We start from the raw sequence: 19,612 nt of genomic DNA on the forward strand, positions 1-19,612 counted from the left end.
AAGGCCCTGTGGGAGCGGGTTCACCCGCGAATGCGGCGGTAAATGCACCATCGCATTCGCGGGTAAACCCGCTCCCACAGGGTCCGAGTAAGGCTTCAGTTTTGTTTTTGCGGCTCGCGGATCTTGTACCAGGCCACATACAAGGCCGGCAGGAACAGCAGCGTCAGCAGGGTGGCCACGATGATCCCGCCAATCATGGCGTAGGCCATCGGCCCCCAGAACACTTCGCGGGCAATCGGGATCATGCCCAGGCTCGCCGCCGCCGCCGTCAGCAGAATCGGCCGGCGCCGGTGGTTGGTAGCCTCCACCACCGCGTCCCACGGCGAGAAGCCCTGGGCCTCGAACTCGTCGATCTGGGTCACCAGGATCACCGAGTTACGAATGATGATGCCCGCCAACGCGAGGATGCCAAGGATCGCGACAAAGCCCATCGGCGTGCCTGTCGGCACCAGCGCGATGATCACGCCGATCAGCCCCAGCGGCGCCACACTCACCACCAGGAACAGCTTCTGCACGCTGTGCAGCTGGATCATCAGGAAGGTGGCCATCAGGAACAGCATCAACGGAATCACCTTGCGGATCGGCCCTTGCGCCTTGGCGCTCTCCTCCACCGTACCGCCGGTGGCCACTTCGAAGCCCACCGGCAGCTTGCTGGCGAATTCGTCGATCTTCGGCTTCAGCTGGGCCACCAGGTCGGTGGGCTGGATGTCGCCATTGACCGAAGCCTTGATGGTGATGGTCGGTTTGCGGTCCCGGCGCCACACCAGCGGCTGCTCCAGCTCATAACGCACCGTGGCGAACGACAGCAATGGGATCGAAGTGCCGTTGGGCGTGAGGATCTGCAGGTTTTGCAGGGTATCAGGCGAGCCGCGCTCGCTGTCTTCGGCACGGGCCACCACGTTGACCAGGTAGATGTTGTCGTTGACCTGGGTGATCTGCACACCGCTGACGATGCTGTTCATCACATTGGCCACGTCTTCCGACGACAGCCCCAGCTGGCGTGCCTTGTCCTGGGCGATTTCCACCCGCAGTACCTTACCCGGCTCGTTCCAGTCGTAGATCATCTCGCCGATGTGCTCGTTCTGGTCGAGCAAGGTGGCCAGTTCGATGGCGTGTTTGCGCACCTCGTCGATGTTGCCACCACTGACCCGATACTGGATCGGCCGCCCTACCGGCGGGCCCATTTCCAGCGACTGTACGTTGGTGCCGATGCCGACGAACTCTTCATGCAGGATCTTCTGCAAGCGATCCATCATGGCCTGACGCTCTTCGAAGCCTTTGCTGACGATCACCAACTGCGCGTAGTACGGGTTCTGCAATTGTTGATCGAGGGGCAGGTAGAAACGAATAGCCCCCTGGCCGATGTAGGTGCTCCAGCGAACCAGGTCTGGGTCATCCTTGATCCGTGCCTCGAAGCGGTCGACCACCTTGCGCGTCTCCTCGATCGAGGCGTTTTGCGGCAGGTTGAGGTCGACCAGGATTTCCGGGCGGTCCGAGGACGGGAAGAACTGGTTCTGCACAAAACGCTCACAGAAAATGGCTAGCACGAACAACAGCACGGTACCGATGATGGTCAACCAGCGGTTGCGCATGCACCACAGCAGGCCATGTTCGAAGGCCTTGCCCAGGCGGCCAGGCTCGGCTTCATGGGGTTTGACCTTGCTGCTAAGGATGTGTACGCCCAGCACGGGCGCGAAGAACACCGCCACCACCCACGACACGATCAGCGCCACGGCAATCACGGCAAACAGGGTGTAGGTATACTCACCGGCCGAACTGGCGTTCAGGCCGATCGGCACGAAACCGGCCACAGTCACCAGGGTGCCGGTCAGCATGGGGAAGGCTGTGGAGGTGTAGGCAAAGGTTGCCGCCTGCTCCTTGCTTTCGCCCATCTCCAGCCGCGTGACCATCACCTCCACGGTGATCATCGCATCGTCTACCAGCAGGCCAAGCGCAATGATCAGGGCGCCCAGCGAAATCCGCTGCATGGTGATGCCGCTGTACTCCATGAACACGAACACCATGGCCAGCACCAGCGGGATCGAGCAGGCCACCACCAGGCCTGCGCGCACGCCCAGGCTGATGAAGCTCACCCCCAGTACGATCACCACGGCTTCGAACAACGCGCTGGTGAAGCCGCCGACAGCCTGCTTCACCACCACCGCCTGGTCCGACACGGTGTGTACCCCAACCCCTACCGGCAAGTCCTCGACCACTTTGTCCATGCGCTTTTTCAGCGCCGCACCGAACACCTGGATGTTGCCACCCGCCTTCATGCCGATGGCCAGCCCAAGCGCAGTCTGGCCGTTGTAGCGGAACATGGGTGACGGCGGGTCGACATACCCGCGTTCGATATCAGCAATATCCGCCAGGCGGAAGAAGCGGTCATTGATGCGCAGGTTGACCGTTTCCAGGTCTTTTTCCGAGGCGAACTGCCCGGTAGTGCGCACCGAAATGCGCTCGGGGCCCGCCTCGATCACGCCGGCCGGGGTCACGGCGTTCTGCGATTGCAAGGCCTGCATGACCTGGCGCTGGTCAATGCCCAGCGCGGCCAGCTTGCGGGTAGAGAAGTTCAGGTACAGCACTTCATCCTGGGTACCGATCAACTCGATCTTGCCAATATTGGGAACATCGCGGACCTCAGCCCTGGCTTGCTCCACATAATCGCGCAACTGGCGCAGGGTAAGGCCATCGGAGGTAAAGGCGTAGATCGAGCCGAATACATCACCGAATTCGTCGTTGAACGCAGGCCCCTGGATGCCCTGAGGGAACTGGCCGCGAATGTCCTGGATCTTCTTGCGCACCTGGTACCAGATATCCGGGATGTCCTTGGCCTTGGTGGTGTCGCGCAGGTACACATAGACCGTGGACTCACCCGGCCGGGTATAGCTTTTGGTGTAATCGAGGGAGTCGAGCTCTTCGAGCTTCTTTTCGATGCGGTCGGTGACCTGGTACAGCGTCTCGTCCTGGGTTGCGCCTGGCCAACGGGTCTGGATCACCATGGTCTTGATGGTGAACGACGGGTCTTCCTCACGGCCCAGGTTGAAATAGGAAAAAATCCCCATCAGCAAGCCAACGAACATCAGGTACCAGACGAAGGATTGATGCTTGAGTGCCCAATCGGACAGGTTGAAGCTTCCTTTCATTGCGCATCCTCGTCGAAGGTGACCTTTTGGCCAGGCTTCAGGCTGTTCACACCTGCGGTAACGACGCGCTCACCGGGCTGCACGCCCGACGTCAGCACGATGCTGTCGGCGGTACGTTCGATCAGCGCCACGTCACGGGTTGCCACGGTCTTCTGCTGCGTGTCGATCACCCATACCTGGGTTTTGCCGTCACGTTCCAGCAAGGCGCTCGCGGGCAACTCGCTGCGTGGGGTCACTTCCGAGCTCAAGGTCACGCTGATGGCGGTGCCCAGGTGGAACGCCGCCGGTGTGCTGGCCAGGGTCAGGCGGGCGCGTCGGGTGCGGGTGGTGGCGTCGGCCTGGGGTTCCAGCTCGCGCAGGCTGGCCGTGGTGTTGATGGTCGGGTCCAGTTGCGAGGCCACGGTAAAGGTCAGGCCCTGGCTCAACTGCTCGGCCAGGCCGATCGGCAGGTCGATCACCGCTTCCTTCACATCCGGCCTGGCCAGGGTTACCACGGCCTGGCCGGCGGTGACGGTTTGCCCGGCTTCGGCCTGCCAGGCGGTGATCACGGCAGCGTGGTCGGTTCGCAAGGTGCTGTAGTCAAGCTGGTCACGCGCCTGGCTGAGCGCCGAGCGCGCCTGTTCCAGCGCCGCGCTGGTGGTTTTCAGGTTGGTCTGGGCGATATCCAGCTGGGCCTGGGCGCCTACCCCACGGTCGTACAGTTGCTGCTGGCGGCGGGCATCGGCCTGGGCGTTGATCCATTGGGCCTGCACCTTGGCCAGGTCGCCTTCGGCAGCACGCAGCTGGTTTTGCTGGTCGGTCGGGTCGAGGGTGGCCAAGGTATCGCCCGGTTTCACCTGGGCGCCCACATCCAGCCAACGCCGGGCGATACGCCCGGAAACCCGAAAGCCCAGTGTGCTTTCAAAGCGCGCCTGAATGCTGCCGGCAAAACGCCCCAGTTGCGACTGCACCTGGGGTTCTACCTTGACCGACAACACAGGCCGAATCGGCTCTGGCGCCTCGTCCTCGCTGCTGCACCCCACCAGCAGCACGCCAGCCGACAGCATCAGCAGCAGGCGCTTCATAGCTCACCCCCTTGGGCCTTGGCGTCGATCTTCTGCACCTGCATGCCGGGGTGCAGCAACTGGCCGCCATTGACCACCACGGTCTCGCCGCCTTTCAGGCCGCTGGCGACCACGATCTTGCCGGTGAGGTAACGGCTGACCTCGACCTTGCGCAGTTCAACCTTGTCGCCCTCGCCCACCACCCATACGGCAGGCTCATGCAGGGCTTTTGTCAGTGCCGACCACGGCAGCTCGACGCTGGGCCGGCCCTGGGCATTGGTGGTGGCGGTGACCGGTGCGCCCAACTGCATGCCCGCGGGCACATCTTTCAGGCCTACCTTGACCTGCACCGTGCCGCTTTGCGCCGATACCGTGGGGGTGATTTCACGCACGAAGCCATGTGCCTGGACCTTGGGGTTGTCCAGCAGGCTGACGATCACCCCGGCATCGCTGGGCGGCGCCACCAGCAGCGATTCGTACACGTTGAACACCGCATCGCGGTCGCCATCGGTGGCCAGGCTGAAGATGGGCATGGTGGCCTGCACCACCTGGCCCACTTCGGCCTGGCGTTCGGTGATTACCCCAGCGGCCTCGGAGACCAGTGTGGTGTAGCTGAGCTGTTCGTTGGCGTTGGCCAGTTGCGCCTGGGCGGCCTTGAGCGCGCTCTGGTTGCTGCGCAGCGCGGCTTCAGCGGAGTCGTATTCACTCTGGCTGGTGTAACCCTTGGGCAGCAGCTTTTGCTGGCGCACAAAGGCGGCGCTGGTCTGGGTGACCCGCGCCTGGGCGGCGAACACCTCGGCCTTGGCCGAGTCGACGTTGTTTTGCAGGTCTTTCGGGTCCAGCCGCGCCAGCACCTGGTTGGCCTTGACGTGGTCGCCCACATCGACGCTGCGCGAAATGATCTTGCCGCCCACACGGAACGACAGGTCAGTCTGCACCCGCGCTTGCACATCGCCCGTCAGGGTGACCCTGGCAGCGAAATCGGTGGGTTGAACCTGTTGCACACCAACCCGAGGCAGCGTCTCGGGGAACTCTTCCTTGCTACAGCCGGTGAGCACGTACAGCAGCCCCAGGCAAATGACCGACAGCGGACGCACCAACGCCATGCTGGCTCCTTGCTTGCGCACAAATGATTTGTGGGATGCGACTGTCAGCGTAGTTCAGGGTTGGCTAAAGGCACAGACGAGAGCCATACCTATTTTTAGAATGGAGCACCTTGGGTGGATACACTGTTAGAGAATAGTCTCTGACAGGAAAAGGACCCTTCCCGATCGTTGACAATGAATGTGAGACAAGCAATCGGATAAAAAACTAGTAAAAATGCCAGTTTCCGCAAACACGCAGCTTGAATAATAATCCGAAGCTTGTACAGAACGCCCAGCAACCAAGGATAATTTACATGAAACTATTTTATCGAACCAACCAGAAGCTGGCCACCACAATTAATGACTCAGGCTCCCACTCCTTTCTCTCAACCCAAAGCGGTAATCATGCAGAAATTGAAACAGTAGCCAATAACACCCTCACATCCATTCTTGCTACTGACAACGCCCTCTCTGTACTTACCGCCAAAACTTGCAATGATGAAAAATCGCTTGCATTTTCCTGCTATGGACATGTCGCCAACGATATTCCGCCAACGCTTATGACCTTGTTCACCGGCGAGCGTTTTGACTGGAATATAGATACCTATCACCTCGGTAGTGGCCGCAGACTTTACAACCCCAAACTCATGCGTTTCTATTCTCCCGATCAATGGAGCCCATTCGGACGGGGCGGCCTAAATGCATACGCTTACTGCTCAGGTGACCCGGTAAATCTTTCAGATCACTCTGGGGAAGCCGGCGTTTTCAACCTGGTAGCCAGAAGGAAAAATCCAACGATTTCAAAGCGCCCTAATATAGAACGACACCCGATTAAAAATGTACCCGTCAGCTGGGGAGAAGACACAATAAAAACCTTCAAGTCCAGTGAAAAAATCTCCTCGCAAAAACTTAAATCCACTACCCCCTCAAACAGCATATTGAAACCAAGCATCCAACAAGACGTGGTTGCTTCTCCGAAAAAAACGTCCACTTCAGAATACTCAAATGGAAACGAACACATTGAAGACACCTACTATAAAGCATTAGCATTTCTTAGAAAAAACGCTGAAGCTATAAAAGCTCTTCCCGCAGATAACAAACGAGTCCTTGAGTTCATAAAAGTCCAAAACAAATCAAAAAACCTCCGCACAGAAATTTATCGTTCGCAAAATAGTAGAGACGATGCCGCGCAGGATTTAGCGCCACCAAAACCACAGTGATTGATCGAACACAGCCCCGTCGGGGGCTATAACCAAACCAGCATAATTACACATGCATAAAGGATCATTGGAAGGGGTCAGCTCGGTAATTTCAGCGTCTGAGCGGGCCTCTTCCCGGCCCGCCTTCGAAAGATGCTCGCCGGCCTCACGCCTCTGCTTTTCCTGTGGATGTGGGCGTGCCCGCGAAGAGGCCAGAACAGGTCAAACCTGGACGGAAGCCTTGTTCAGCCCCAGCTCAATGTCATCGATCAGTGCTTTGGCAAAGCCACTCAGGATTCGCGCTGCGCTACCGGCCAACCGGTCATTTTCCATCTCGGCTTCGGTCGTCAGGTGGTTGATGCATCCGAGCATCACTGACAGTTCGGAGAAGGCATGGTTGAAGGGGATATTGGCCTGGACGCGGAAGAGGTCCATGCAGGTTTCTTGGCCGACGGTGGTGCTGCTAGTTGGATGGTTAGTCATGGTGGATCTCCTATATCTGGTCAAGGAGCTGCCACCCTCATCTTTCTCACGGATCAGGGCGGCAACCGTACGCGAGGTGAGAAACCGCGGATATAGGAACGCAGCCAGACGTAAGCCTGCCCGCGCACGGCTGCCATGACGAAGCACTATATCGTTGGGTTCTCACACCCAGTCACCGAAGTGGCGACCCAACGACGTTATCCCTGGGGCATTTCCCCTACAACAGAGCAGCTTCCACACGGGTCGTAGGATAATTCCCAAGCTGCTCTGACTGAAGCATTGGGTTTGAATTGATGAAAAGTCGTACGGTTTGAGGGCCTCTTCGCGGGTTTACCCGCGAAAGGGCCGGTACAGCCACCCACAAGCCCCCTGCCATATCCAGAAACTATCCAAAGCACTTTCGCGGTTTCACAGCCACTACCTTGGAGAGGTCACTTTTCAAGGAAGAAGCCAATGCCTCTAGCCCAATCCCATCTGCTGCGCCGTGGTCGCTATTCAGAACTCGGTAGGTTGTACCTGCTGACCACGGTTACACATCAGCGCAAACCACTGTTCCATGATTTCCACCATGCAAGGCTGGTCATTCACCAAATGCGGCAATCCGATCAGGAGCACGCCTGCCGTTCACTGGCCTGGGTACTGATGCCAGACCATCTGCATTGGCTGATCGAGTTGAAAGGCACAACGCTGGGTACATTGATGCGCAGGTTCAAATCCAGATCCAGTCTGGTTTTGCATCAGGCGGGGGTTGAGCATGACCCGGTGTGGCAGCCTGGGTATCAGGACCGGGCATTGAGAAGAGAGGAAAGCATGGTGCATGTAGCCAGATACATCGTTGCCAACCCCTTGCGGGCTGGACTGGTCAGGAGTGTCAGGGACTATCCACACTGGGATGCAATCTGGCTTTGAAATTGTGCTGGGGCCTTCGCGGGTGAACCCGCTCCCACAGGGACCGTGCACAGTTTGAAGGTTGTGCAATTCCCTGTGGGAGCGGGTTCACCCGCGAAGAGGCCAGGTCAGGCCGACGCAGCCACCTGCGCCGGGCGCTTGACCTGAGGCTGCGAGGCATTGGCCGCCGCACCCTCTTCGATCGCCTGCTGAATCGCCTTGCGACGACGCTCTTCGGCCTGGCGGCTGAAGTACCAGACAAAGAAGGTCACTAGCGACACCGACAGCAGAATGAGGCTGGCCACGGCGTTGATCTCAGGCTTCACGCCCAGGCGCACCGCCGAGAACACTTCCATCGGCAAGGTGGTCGAACCAGGGCCGGACACGAAGCTGGCCAGTACCAGGTCGTCCAGCGACAGCGCGAACGACATCATGCCGCCCGCCGCCAGCGATGGCGCGATCATCGGGATGGTGATCAGGAAGAACACCTTCCACGGCTTGGCACCCAGGTCCATTGCCGCTTCTTCGATCGACAGGTCCAGCTCACGCAGGCGTGCCGACACCACCACCGCCACATACGCTGCACAGAACGTGGTGTGGGCGATCCAGATGGTGACGATACCGCGCTCCTGCGGCCAGCCGATCATCTGCGCCATGGCCACGAACAGCAGCAACAGCGACAGACCCGTGATCACTTCAGGCATGACCAGCGGTGCGGTGACCAGGCCACCGAACAGCGTGCGACCCTTGAAGCGGGTGACCCGGGTCAGCACGAAGGCCGCCAGGGTACCCAGCGCCACCGCCGCCACCGCCGTGTAGCAGGCGATTTCCAGCGAGCGCATCACCGAACCCATCAGCTGGGTGTTGTCGAGCAGGCCGACGTACCACTTGATCGACCATCCACCCCACACCGTCACCAGCTTGGAGGCGTTGAACGAGTAGATCACCAGGATCAGCATCGGCAAGTAGATGAACAGCAAGCCGAGCACCAGCATCAGCTTGGAGAAACTGAAGCGTTTCATGCGCGGCCCTCCATTTCTTTGGCCTGGCTGCGGTTGAACAGCAGGATCGGCACGATCAGGATCGCCAGCATCACTACCGCCAGGGCAGAGGCTACCGGCCAGTCACGGTTGTTGAAGAACTCTTGCCACAGCACCTTACCGATCATCAGGGTTTCCGGGCCGCCGAGCAGTTCAGGAATCACGAACTCGCCCACCACCGGGATGAACACCAGCATGCAGCCGGCGATGATGCCGTTTTTCGACAGCGGTACGGTGATTTTCCAGAAGCTGTTGAAGGTGCTCGACCCCAGGTCGGACGCCGCTTCGAGCAGGCTCGGGTCGTGCTTAACCAGGTTGGCGAACAGCGGCAGAATCATGAACGGCAGGTACGAATAGACCACGCCGATGTACACCGCCAGGTTGGTGTTGAGGATCTGCAGCGGCTGGTCGATCAACCCGGTCCACATCAGGAAGCCGTTGAGCAGGCCGTTATTGCTGAGGATGCCCATCCAGGCGTAGACGCGGATCAGGATCGCGGTCCAGGTCGGCATCATGATCAGCAGCAGCAGGACCGTCTGGGTCTCCTTCTTGGCGTTGGCGATGGCGTAGGCCATCGGGAAGCCGATCAGCAGGCACAGCAGGGTGCTGAAGAACGCCATCTTCAGCGAGCCCAGGTAAGCCGAGAGGTACAGCTCATCCTCGGTCAGCAGGCCGTAGTTGGCCAGGTTGAGTACCAGCTGGATCTTGTCTTCGACGTAGCTGTAGATCTCGGTATACGGCGGGATCGCCACGTCGGCTTCGGCGAAGCTGATCTTCAGCACGATGAAGAACGGCAGCATGAAGAACAGGAACAGCCAGATGAACGGCACGCCGATCACCATGTGCCGCCCCTTCGGGGTCAGGCGCTGGAAGGCTCGCTTGAGCTTGCGCAGTTTCATGACCGCAGTACCACGCCGCTGTCGTCTTCCCACCACACATACACTTCATCGCCCCAGGTAGGGCGGGTGCCCTGGCGCTCGGCGTTGGCGACGAACGACTGGACCACCTTGCCGCTCGGCAGCTCGACGTAGAACACCGAGTGGCCGCCCAGGTAAGCAATGTCGTGCACCTTGCCGCGCGACCAGTTGTGCTCGCAGGTCGGCTGCTGAGTGGTGACCAGCATCTTCTCCGGCCGCAGAGCGTAGGTGATGTGCTTGTCTTCCACCGAGGTAGTGATGCCGTGGCCCACATAGATCTTGCGCTCCAGCTCCGGGCTGGCAATGATCGCGTGGCCCTCGGCGTCGTCGACCACTTCACCTTCGAACAGGTTGACGTTGCCGATGAACTCGCACACCAGGCGGCTGGTGGGCGTCTCGTAGATGTCCACAGGCGAGCCGATCTGGGCGATCCAGCCCAGGTGCATGATGGCGATACGCTGGGCCATGGTCATGGCCTCTTCCTGGTCGTGGGTCACCATCACGCAGGTCACGCCCACACGCTCGATGATCTCCACCAGTTCCAGCTGCATCTGCGACCGCAGTTTCTTGTCCAGCGCACCCATCGGCTCGTCGAGCAGCAGCAACTTGGGGCGCTTGGCCAGAGAGCGGGCCAGGGCCACGCGCTGACGCTGGCCACCAGACAGCTGGTGCGGCTTGCGCTTGGCGTACTGGGTCATGTGCACCAGCTTGAGCATCTCGGCCACGCGGGCGTCGATGTCCGCCTTGGGCAGCTTGTCCTGCTGCAGGCCGAAGGCGATGTTCTGCGCCACGGTCATGTGCGGGAACAGCGCATAGGACTGGAACATCATGTTGATCGGCCGCTCGTAGGGCGGCATGTCGGTGATGTCGACGCCGTCGAGCAGGATCCGCCCTTCGGTAGGGCGCTCGAAGCCGGCCAGCATGCGCAGCAGGGTCGATTTGCCGGAACCGGAGCCACCCAGCAGGGCGAAGATCTCGCCTTTGCGGATTTCCAGAGACACATCGTCTACGGCGATGGTTTCGTCGAACTTCTTCGTGACCCGGTCGATTTTGACCAGCACCTGCTTGGGTTGCTGGCCACCCTCGAGGGCTTTCTTATAGGCACCGGAGGCAACTGCCATGAGTGAAACTCCCAACAAGATTTGTGTGCCCGCCCCGGCTTGGGCGGCGGGCCTGGATTGTTACTTGCCCGACTTGACCTTGGTCCAGCTACGCGTCATCAAACGTTGCACCTTGGGTGGCAACTCTGAATTCACGAACATCTTGTCCAGCACTTCCTGCGGTGGGTAAACCGCGGCGTCAGTCCTCACGGCCTGGTCCATCAGGTCGCCAGCCTTGGGGTTCGGGTTGGCGTAACCGACGTAATCACTGACCTGGGCGATAACCTCAGGCTTCAGCAAATAGTTGATGAAGGCATGCGCCTCTTTGACGTTCTTGGCGTCCGCGGGGATCGCCAACACGTCGAACCAGAGGTTGCCGCCTTCCTTGGGAATGGCGTAGGCCAGGTTCACGCCCTTCTTCGCTTCTTCAGCGCGGGCCTTGGCCTGGAACACATCACCCGAGAAGCCTGCCGCGACGCAGATGTCGCCGTTGGCCAGGTCGGTGATGTACTTGGACGAGTGGAAGTAGGTCACATACGGGCGCACGGCCAGCAGCTTCTGCTCGGCTTTTGCATAGTCCTTCGGGTCGGTGCTGTTGGGGTTGAGCCCCATGTAGTTGAGCACCGCCGGGAGCATTTCGTCTGCCGAGTCGAGGAAAGCCACACCGCACTTGGAGAGCTTCTTCATGTTCTCGGGCTCGAACAGCACGGCCCAGGAGTCGATGGTGTCCACGCCCAGCGCGGCCTTCACCTTGTCGACGTTGTAACCGATGCCGTTGGTGCCCCACAGGTAAGGCACGGCGTACTGGTTGCCCGGGTCGTTCTTTTCCAGGCGTTTCATCAACGCCGGGTCGAGGTTGGCATAGTTGGGCAGCAGGTTCTTGTCGAGCTTCTGGAACGCGCCCGCCTTGATCTGCTTGCCGAGGAAATGGTTGGACGGCACCACCACGTCATAACCGGTATTACCGGCCAGCAGTTTGCCTTCCAGGGTTTCGTTGGAGTCGAACACGTCCTGCACGGGCTTGATGCCCGTCGCTTTCTCGAAGTCCGCGAGTGTGGTCGGGCCGATATAGTCGGACCAGTTGTAGAAGTGCACCGTAGGCGCCGCTTGGACGCTGCATGCCAGCGTCAGGCCCGCACCAGCCATCAAGGCCTTGCGGAATACAGAAATAGACAAGTGGGTGCTCCTCACAATCAGTGCCTGGGTAGCGACAATGCTGCCGCACACGCAAAACCGGCGCGCAACTTACCTTCGCAGCTTCGATGCCGCAATCATCAATTGCCTTTCACAGGTTCTGGGCCGGAAAACCCCGGCCCAGAGGTGCCGCATCGGGCTTACTTGCCCGACTTGATCTTGGTCCAGCTGCGGGTGATCACACGCTGCACGGAAGCGTCAGGCGCAGCGATCGCGTACAGCTGCTTCTTCACTTCGGCAGGCGGGTAGATGCTCGGGTCGCTGGTGATGTCTTTGTCCACGAACGGGGTGGCAGCAGCGTTGCCGTTCGGGAAGCGCACGGCGTTGGTGATTTCAGCCATGATTTCTGGCTGCATCAGGAAGTCCATGAACTGGTAGGCAGCGTCTTTATGCTCGGCATCTTTCGGGATGGCGACCATGTCGTAGAAGGTACCGGCACCTTCTTTCGGAATGACGTAGTCCACTTTGACCTTGTCGCCAGCTTCATGGGCGCGGGCCTTGGACTGCTCCAGGTCACCCGAGTAACCGACGGCCACGCAGATGTTGCCGTTGGCCATGTCGCCAATGTACTTGGACGAGTGGAAGTAGGTGATCGAAGGACGGATCTTGAGGAACAGGTCCTCGGCGGCCTTCAGGTCTTCTTTCTTGGTGCTGTTGCTCGGCAGGCCCAGGTAGTGCAGCGCGGCTGGCAGCATTTCGGTCGGCGCGTCGAGGAAGCTTACGCCGCAGCTCTTGAGCTTGGCGATGTTCTCCGGCTTGAACACCACGTCCCACGAGTCGATCTTGTCCACGCCCAGCGCGGCTTTGACCTTCTCCGGGTTGTAGCCGATGCCGATCGAGCCCCACATGTACGGGAAGGCGTGCTTGTTGTCCTTGTCGCTGGCGTCGCCAACAGCTTTGAGCAGGTCCGGGTCGAGGTTCTTCCAGTTCGGCAGCTTGGAACGGTCCAGTTCCTCGTATACGCCGGCCTTGATCTGCTTGGCCAGGAAGTTGTTGGACGGCACGACGATGTCGTAGCCCGACTTGCCGGCCAGCAGCTTGGCTTCGAGGGTTTCGTTGCTGTCGAAGACGTCGTACTTGACCTTGATACCGGTCTGCTTCTCGAACTTGGCGATGGTGTCTGGCGCGATGTAGTCCGACCAGTTGTAGACGTTCAACACCTTGTCGTCAGCTTGTGCAGCAGTAGCCATGGCACCCATCAGGGCTGCGGCCAGCAACGTCTTGCCCATTTTATTCATGCGTCATGCTCCAGATTTTTTTGATTAGCCATCCGTTCAGCAGCCAGGTCCCGCAGTACACGCGTTTGGGCGACTGAAGCAGTCGCTAGTCTGGCAAGTTACAAGGCTCTGTTTCAAGGAAAGCAGGGCCTTGTAACGACTTAATGTCACATCGCTAGCCTAGCAGGTGCTCAGTTGATCGCTTCGAGCGTCAGGTCCAGGCACTTGCGCGCCTTTTCCACCAGCTCGTCGATCTGGGCGTGGCTGATCACCAGCGGCGGCGCGATGATCATGGTGTCACCCACCGCACGCATGATCAGGCCGTTCTCGAAGCAGAAATTACGGCAGATCATGCCTACGCCCTTGCCTTCGTACCGGCTGCGGGTGGCTTTGTCCTTGACCAGCTCGATCGCGCCGAGCAGGCCCAGGCCGCGTACCTCACCCACCAGCGGGTGGTCCTGCAGCTCACGCAAACGCTTTTGCAAATACGGTGCCGCTTCAGTGCGCGCCTTCTCGACAATTTTCTCGTCGCGCAGGATGCGCAGGTTTTCCAGGCCTACCGCCGCCGCCACCGGGTGGCCGGAGTAGGTGAAACCGTGGTTGAAGTCACCACCTTCGCTAATCACCTTGGCCACGGTGTCACGCACGATCACACCGCCCATGGGGATGTAACCGGAGGTCAGGCCCTTGGCGATGGTCATCAGGTCGGGCTTGAGGTCGTAGTAGTCAGAACCGAACCACTCGCCGGTACGGCCGAAACCACAAATGACTTCGTCGGCGACGAACAGGATGTCGTACTTGGCGAGGATCTCCTTCACCTTCGGCCAGTAGGTTTCTGGCGGGATGATCACGCCGCCAGCGCCTTGGATCGGCTCGGCGATGAAGGCGGCGACGTTGTCTTCGCCGACTTCGAGGATTTTCTTCTCCAACTGCTCGGCTGCCCACACACCAAACTGGTCCGGGGTCGTGTCGCCACCTTCACCGAACCAATACGGCTGCGGTATATGCACGATGCCCGGAATCGGCAAGCCGCCCTGCTCATGCATGCCGCTCATGCCACCCAGGCTGGCGCCGGCCACGGTGGAGCCGTGGTAGCCGTTGATACGGCCGATGATGGTCTGCTTGTGCGGCTTGCCCTTCAGCGCCCAGTAGTGGCGCACCATGCGCAGCACGGTGTCGTTGCCTTCGGAGCCGGAGCCGGTGAAGAACACATGGGTCATGCCTTCGGGCGCCACGTCGGTGATCGCCTTGGCCAGCTCCAGCGCGGGCGGGTGGGCGGTCTGGAAGAACAGGTTGTAGTACGGCAGCTCGCGCATCTGCTTTTCTGCCGCCTGCACCAGCTCTTCCCGCCCATAGCCCACCGCTACGCACCAAAGGCCAGCCATACCGTCGAGGATCTTGTGCCCCTCGCTGTCCCACAAATGCACACCCTGGGCCTTGGTGATGATGCGCGGCCCCTTCTCTTTCAGCTGTTTGTAGTCACTGAAAGGTGCGAGATGATGCTCCCCGCTCAGGGTTTGCCATTCACGGGTTTGCGGGTTGTTGACGCTCATGTGCTTCTCCGTAATTCGACCGCCGCGCTCCTGCGGCACCAGGGTTGATCAGACAGCGAACAGCAGGAACTCACGCTCCCAGGAACTGATGACGCGTTTGAAGTTTTCGTGCTCGGCGCGCTTGGTGGCGACATATCCGGTAATGAATTTCTTGCCCAGGTACTGCACCAGCGCACGGCTGTTTTCCATGCGTTCCAGGGCATCTTCGATGGTCAGCGGCAAGCGCAGGTTGCGACGTTCATAGCCACGGCCCTGCACCGGCGCACTGGCCTCGATGCCTTCGACCATGCCGATGTAGCCACACAGCAGGCTGGCGGCGATGGCCAGGTAAGGGTTGGCGTCAGCGCCCGGCAGGCGGTTCTCGACCCGGCGGCTTTGCGGCCCGGCATCCGGTACACGCAGGCCCACGGTGCGGTTCTCCTCGCCCCACTCCACGTTCACCGGCGCCGAGGTATCGGGCAGGAAACGGCGGAACGAGTTGACGTTGGGGGCGAACAGCGGCAGCGCTTCGGGGATGAACTTCTGCAGGCCACCAATGTGATTGAGGAACAGCGCGCTCATGCTGCCGTCTTCGTTACTGAAGATATTCTTGCCGGTGGCCACGTCGACCACGCTCTGGTGCAGGTGCATGGCACTGCCCGGTTCGCCGGTCATCGGCTTGGCCATGAAGGTGGCGGCCACGTTGTGCTTGAGCGCCGCCTCGCGCATGGTGCGCTTGAACACCAGAATCTGGTCGGCAAGGTGCAGCGCGTCGCCGTGACGGAAGTTGATTTCCATCTGCGCCGTGCCGTCTTCGTGGATCAGCGTGTCGAGGTCCAGCTGCTGCAGTTCGCACCAGTCGTAGACATCTTCGAAGAGCGGGTCGAATTCGTTGGCGGCTTCGATCGAGAACGACTGGCGGCCGGTTTCCGGGCGGCCTGAACGGCCAACCGGGGGCTGCAGCGGGAAGTCCGGGTCTTCGCTGCGCTTGGTCAGGTAGAACTCCATCTCGGGCGCGACGATCGGCTGCCAGCCCTTGTCGGCGTAGAGTTTCAATACCTTCTTCAGCACGTTGCGCGGCGACAGTTCGACCGGGTTGCCCTTCTTGTCGTAGGTGTCGTGGATCACCTGAGCGGTCGGCTCGATGGCCCACGGCACGAGGAACACGGCCTTTTCGTCAGGGCGGCAGATCATGTCGATGTCTGCCGGGTCGAGCAGTTCGTAATAGATGTCGTCGTCGACGTAGTCGCCGGTCACGGTCTGCAGCAGCACGCTCTCGGGCAGGCGCATGCCTTTTTCGGCGATGAATTTGTTGGTAGGCGAAATCTTGCCGCGCGTGATGCCGGTCAGGTCACTGATCATGCATTCGACTTCGGTGATCTTGTGCTCTTTCAACCAATCGGTGAGCTGGTCGAGGTTGTTACTCATAAATACCTCAGGAGGTAAGGTGGTCCGCGCTCTGATTCTGGATGGAGTACATTGCTAAAGCAAAAACCCCCGCGCAGCGCCGCAGTGGATACACTGAAAACAGCTGTATCCGTAATGAGTTCGAAAGGCAGGAAGACGAAACGAAGGGCGGCAAGCCGCTACGAGGGCGGGCCCGGGCGCGCCAAACGTCAATTATTGCGGCCAGGGCGGCCACGCCATTGACGAAGCTTGCAAAAACGACGGAGGTACCCGATGGCGCTGCGCAGGCAGTGCTTTCAGGTCGCGGCAAGCGGACCATGTGACCCTCGTATTATTGTGTTTTGGGTTGAGACCGAGCTTAGCCTTGTTCATTTTTTTACACAACACCTGCGTAAAAAATAAAAGACGGTGCGCTTGAGATAGCCCTTCACAACGGAAATAGCGGATAATGGCACGCCCCGATATGCAGCAAATCTGCCGTAGATGTGCCATTTCAGGGCATCATGGGGTTGGCTTGACATCAGTATGGCTTTTCGATTGACTGGTCCTGCAAGCCCCCCTTGATTGATATTTTTAACAACAAAGGTGTTGCATCATGTCGGTACCCCCGCGTGCCGTTCAGCTTAACGAAGCGAACGCGTTCCTTAAGGAACATCCTGAGGTTCTCTACGTTGACCTTCTGATTGCAGATATGAATGGTGTGGTGCGTGGCAAGCGCATTGAGCGCACCAGCCTCCACAAGGTTTACGAGAAAGGCATCAACCTGCCGGCCTCCCTCTTCGCCCTGGACATCAACGGTTCCACCGTCGAAAGCACCGGGCTTGGCCTGGACATCGGCGATGCGGACCGCATCTGCTACCCGATCCCTGACACGCTCTGTAACGAGCCGTGGCAAAAGCGCCCCACTGCCCAGCTGCTGATGACCATGCACGAGATCGAAGGCGAGCCGTTCTTCGCCGACCCTCGTGAAGTGCTGCGCCAAGTGGTGAGCAAGTTCACCGAGATGGGCCTGACCATCTGCGCTGCATTCGAGCTGGAGTTCTACCTGATCGACCAGGAGAACGTGAACGGCCGCCCGCAGCCGCCACGCTCGCCCATTTCGGGCAAACGCCCACAGTCGACCCAGGTGTACCTGATCGACGACCTCGACGAATATGCCGACTGCCTGCAGGACATCCTTGAAGGCGCGAAAGAACAAGGCATCCCGGCCGACGCCATCGTCAAGGAAAGCGCCCCGGCGCAGTTCGAAGTCAACCTGCACCATGTGGCCGACCCGCTCAAGGCCTGCGACTACGCGGTACTGCTCAAGCGGTTGATCAAGAACATCGCCTACGACCATGAAATGGACACCACCTTCATGGCCAAGCCCTACCCGGGCCAGGCAGGCAACGGCCTGCATGTACACATTTCCGTGCTGGACAAAGATGGCAACAACATCTTCACCAGCGAGGATCCCGAGCAGAACGCCGCGCTACGTCACGCTGTCGGCGGTGTGCTCGAGACCCTGCCTGCGTCCATGGCGTTCCTTTGCCCGAACGTCAACTCGTACCGCCGCTTTGGCGCGCAGTTCTATGTACCGAACGCGCCAAGCTGGGGCCTGGACAACCGCACCGTGGCCCTGCGCGTGCCGACCGGCTCGGCGGACGCCGTGCGCATCGAGCACCGCGTGGCCGGTGCCGACGCCAACCCGTACCTGATGATGGCTGCCGTGCTGGCTGGCGTGCACCATGGCCTGACCAACAAGATCGAGCCGGGTGAGCCGATCGAAGGCAACTCGTACGAGCAACTGGAGCAGAGCCTGCCGAACAACCTGCGCGATGCCCTGCGCGAGCTGGACGACAGCGAGATCCTGAACAAGTACATCGATCCGAAGTACATCGACATCTTCGTCGCGTGCAAGGAGAGCGAGCTGGAGGAGTTCGAGCATTCGATCTCCGACCTTGAGTACAACTGGTACCTGCATACCGTGTAAACAAAAACGCCGCCCCCAAGGGCGGCGTTTTTCATTCCGGGAAATGCATTGGCTGTACCGGCCCTATCGCCGGTGCAGGTTACAAGGACTTCTCGAATATCTTCGAATTGCGCTGGTAGTTGTACAGCGAAGCCCGTGCAGCCGGCAGCCGCTCAACCCCGCTAGGCGCAAACCCGCGCTCGCGGAACCAGTGCGCCGTACGCGTCGTCAGCACGAACAAGGTACTCAACCCCATCTGCCGCGCCCGGCTCTCGATACGCTCCAGCAATTCATCCCCACGCCCGCCATGACGGTACTCCGGGTTCACCGCCAGGCACGCCAGTTCCCCTGCCTCGGAATCGGCAATCGGGTACAGCGCCGCACAGGCGATGATCATGCCCTCGCGCTCAACCACGCTGAACTGCTCGATCTCACGCTCCAACACCTCGCGCGAACGACGCACCAGGATGCCCTGCTCTTCCAACGGGCTGATCAGCTCCAACAGGCCGCCTACGTCCTCGATGGTCGCCTCGCGCACCACTTCGAACTGCTCCTGCGACACCAGCGTACCGCCACCGCCACGCGTGAACAGCTCGGTCAGCAAGGCGCCGTCTTCGGCATAGCTGACGATATGGCTGCGCGCCACGCCGCCCTTGCAGGCCTCGGCAGCAGCATCCAGCAACTCGCCCTGATAGTCGCTGCCCAAGCGCTGAAGATGCGGGGCAACCTGTTGCGGGCGCAGCTCTCGCACCAGCTTGCCATCTGCATCCAGCAGCCCTGGCTCGGCACCGAACAGCAGCAGCTTGTCAGCACCCAGCTCGATGGCAGCGCGGGTGGCCACGTCTTCGCAGGCCAGGTTGAAGATTTCGCCGGTAGGCGAGTAGCCCAGTGGCGACAGCAGCACGATGGAACGCTCGTCGAGCAGGCGGCTGATGCCCTTGCGGTCGACACGGCGCACTTCACCGGTGTGGTGGTAATCCACCCCTTCCAGCACGCCGATAGGCCGCGCGGTGACCAGGTTGCCGGACGCCACACGCAGCCGCGAACCCTGCATCGGCGACGCGGCGATGTCCATCGACAAACGTGCCTCGATGGCCAGGCGCAGGGCACCAACGGCATCAATCACGCAATCGAGGGTGGCTGCGTCGGTGATGCGCAGGCCATGGTGGTAGTGCGGGGTCAGCCCGCGATCAGCCAGGCGGCTTTCGATCTGCGGGCGCGAGCCATGCACCAGCACCAGGCGCACGCCAAGGCTGTGCAGCAGCACCAGGTCGTGGACGATGTTGCCGAAATTAGGGTGTTCCACCCCATCGCCTGGGAGCATGACCACGAAAGTGCAGTCGCGATGGGCATTGATGTACGGGGAGGCATGACGCAGCCAGTTGACGTAGTCGGGCATGACAGGGCCTG

Annotated in this window: 15 protein-coding genes; 3 read left to right on the forward strand and 12 right to left on the reverse strand. The window is 60.2% G+C overall.

All coding sequences use genetic code 11. The annotated features are described in order from the left end of the window. Positions 1-95 precede the first annotated feature (95 nt). Genes QQL85_RS06930 through QQL85_RS06940 form a run of 3 tightly spaced genes read right to left on the reverse strand, consistent with a single transcriptional unit; the run spans position 96 to position 5,295 of the window. A complete protein-coding gene (locus QQL85_RS06930; RefSeq protein WP_284353065.1) occupies positions 96-3,146 on the reverse strand; it encodes an efflux RND transporter permease subunit in 3,051 nt (1,016 codons plus the stop codon). Beyond that, complete coding sequence (locus QQL85_RS06935) at positions 3,143-4,210, reverse strand: efflux RND transporter periplasmic adaptor subunit (RefSeq protein WP_284353064.1); 1,068 nt, start codon at positions 4,208-4,210, stop codon at positions 3,143-3,145. Before QQL85_RS06935 ends, QQL85_RS06930 begins: the two co-directional genes overlap by 4 nt. After that, on the reverse strand, positions 4,207-5,295 hold the full coding sequence (locus tag QQL85_RS06940; protein ID WP_284353063.1) for an efflux RND transporter periplasmic adaptor subunit: 1,089 nt from the start codon (positions 5,293-5,295) through the stop codon (positions 4,207-4,209). The genes QQL85_RS06935 and QQL85_RS06940 overlap by 4 nt, the downstream gene beginning before the upstream one ends. A 293-nt stretch (positions 5,296-5,588) precedes the next feature. On the opposite strand from QQL85_RS06940, the gene QQL85_RS06945 reads away from it, so the two are divergent. Then, complete coding sequence (locus tag QQL85_RS06945) at positions 5,589-6,494, forward strand: RHS repeat-associated core domain-containing protein (RefSeq protein ID WP_284353062.1); 906 nt, start codon at positions 5,589-5,591, stop codon at positions 6,492-6,494. A gap of 201 nt (positions 6,495-6,695) precedes the next feature. Here the strand turns inward: QQL85_RS06945 and QQL85_RS06950 are convergent, their stop codons facing one another. After that, positions 6,696-6,956 (reverse strand): DUF3077 domain-containing protein, encoded by a 261-nt coding sequence (locus QQL85_RS06950; protein WP_284353061.1) that lies wholly within the window; start codon positions 6,954-6,956, stop codon positions 6,696-6,698. A gap of 453 nt (positions 6,957-7,409) precedes the next feature. Here QQL85_RS06950 and QQL85_RS06955 point away from each other — a divergent pair, with 453 nt between their 5' ends. Continuing rightward, entirely contained in the window at positions 7,410-7,865 is a 456-nt protein-coding gene (locus QQL85_RS06955) for an REP-associated tyrosine transposase (protein WP_284353060.1), read from the forward strand. 107 nt (positions 7,866-7,972) lie between these two features. Here QQL85_RS06955 and QQL85_RS06960 read toward each other — a convergent pair whose 3' ends face one another. The 7 genes from QQL85_RS06960 to QQL85_RS06990 form a co-directional block, all read right to left on the reverse strand. After that, positions 7,973-8,866, reverse strand: coding sequence for an ABC transporter permease subunit (locus QQL85_RS06960; RefSeq protein ID WP_016712586.1), 894 nt, complete (start codon positions 8,864-8,866; stop codon positions 7,973-7,975). Further along, a complete protein-coding gene (locus tag QQL85_RS06965; protein ID WP_284353059.1) occupies positions 8,863-9,783 on the reverse strand; it encodes an ABC transporter permease subunit in 921 nt (306 codons plus the stop codon). Before QQL85_RS06965 ends, QQL85_RS06960 begins: the two co-directional genes overlap by 4 nt. Next, the gene (gene potA, locus QQL85_RS06970) at positions 9,780-10,922 is read right to left on the reverse strand and encodes a polyamine ABC transporter ATP-binding protein (protein ID WP_043198900.1); all 1,143 of its coding nucleotides are present in this window, start codon (positions 10,920-10,922) and stop codon (positions 9,780-9,782) included. The genes QQL85_RS06965 and potA overlap by 4 nt, the downstream gene beginning before the upstream one ends. 60 nt (positions 10,923-10,982) lie before the next feature. Further along, positions 10,983-12,077 carry a polyamine ABC transporter substrate-binding protein gene (locus tag QQL85_RS06975; RefSeq protein ID WP_284353058.1) on the reverse strand — a complete coding sequence of 365 codons (1,095 nt, stop codon included), beginning with the start codon at positions 12,075-12,077 and terminating at the stop codon, positions 10,983-10,985. Between the two features lie 158 nt (positions 12,078-12,235). Continuing rightward, positions 12,236-13,333 carry a polyamine ABC transporter substrate-binding protein gene (locus QQL85_RS06980; protein WP_284353057.1) on the reverse strand — a complete coding sequence of 366 codons (1,098 nt, stop codon included), beginning with the start codon at positions 13,331-13,333 and terminating at the stop codon, positions 12,236-12,238. A gap of 170 nt (positions 13,334-13,503) precedes the next feature. Beyond that, complete coding sequence (locus QQL85_RS06985) at positions 13,504-14,865, reverse strand: aspartate aminotransferase family protein (protein ID WP_284353056.1); 1,362 nt, start codon at positions 14,863-14,865, stop codon at positions 13,504-13,506. A gap of 48 nt (positions 14,866-14,913) precedes the next feature. After that, positions 14,914-16,272: a glutamine synthetase family protein gene (locus QQL85_RS06990; RefSeq protein WP_016712592.1), complete on the reverse strand. Its 1,359-nt coding sequence runs from the start codon at positions 16,270-16,272 to the stop codon at positions 14,914-14,916. A gap of 574 nt (positions 16,273-16,846) precedes the next feature. Between QQL85_RS06990 and QQL85_RS06995 the strand changes: the two genes are divergently transcribed. Then, on the forward strand, positions 16,847-18,223 hold the full coding sequence (locus QQL85_RS06995; protein ID WP_284353055.1) for a glutamine synthetase family protein: 1,377 nt from the start codon (positions 16,847-16,849) through the stop codon (positions 18,221-18,223). Between the two features lie 79 nt (positions 18,224-18,302). On the opposite strand, the gene argA is transcribed toward QQL85_RS06995, so the two are convergent. Further along, on the reverse strand, positions 18,303-19,601 hold the full coding sequence (argA, locus tag QQL85_RS07000) for an amino-acid N-acetyltransferase (RefSeq protein ID WP_284353054.1): 1,299 nt from the start codon (positions 19,599-19,601) through the stop codon (positions 18,303-18,305). Between the last annotated feature and the right edge of the window lie 11 nt (positions 19,602-19,612).

It is taken from the genome of Pseudomonas putida (assembly GCF_030159595.1).
GTDB lineage: Bacteria > Pseudomonadota > Gammaproteobacteria > Pseudomonadales > Pseudomonadaceae > Aquipseudomonas > Aquipseudomonas putida_AC.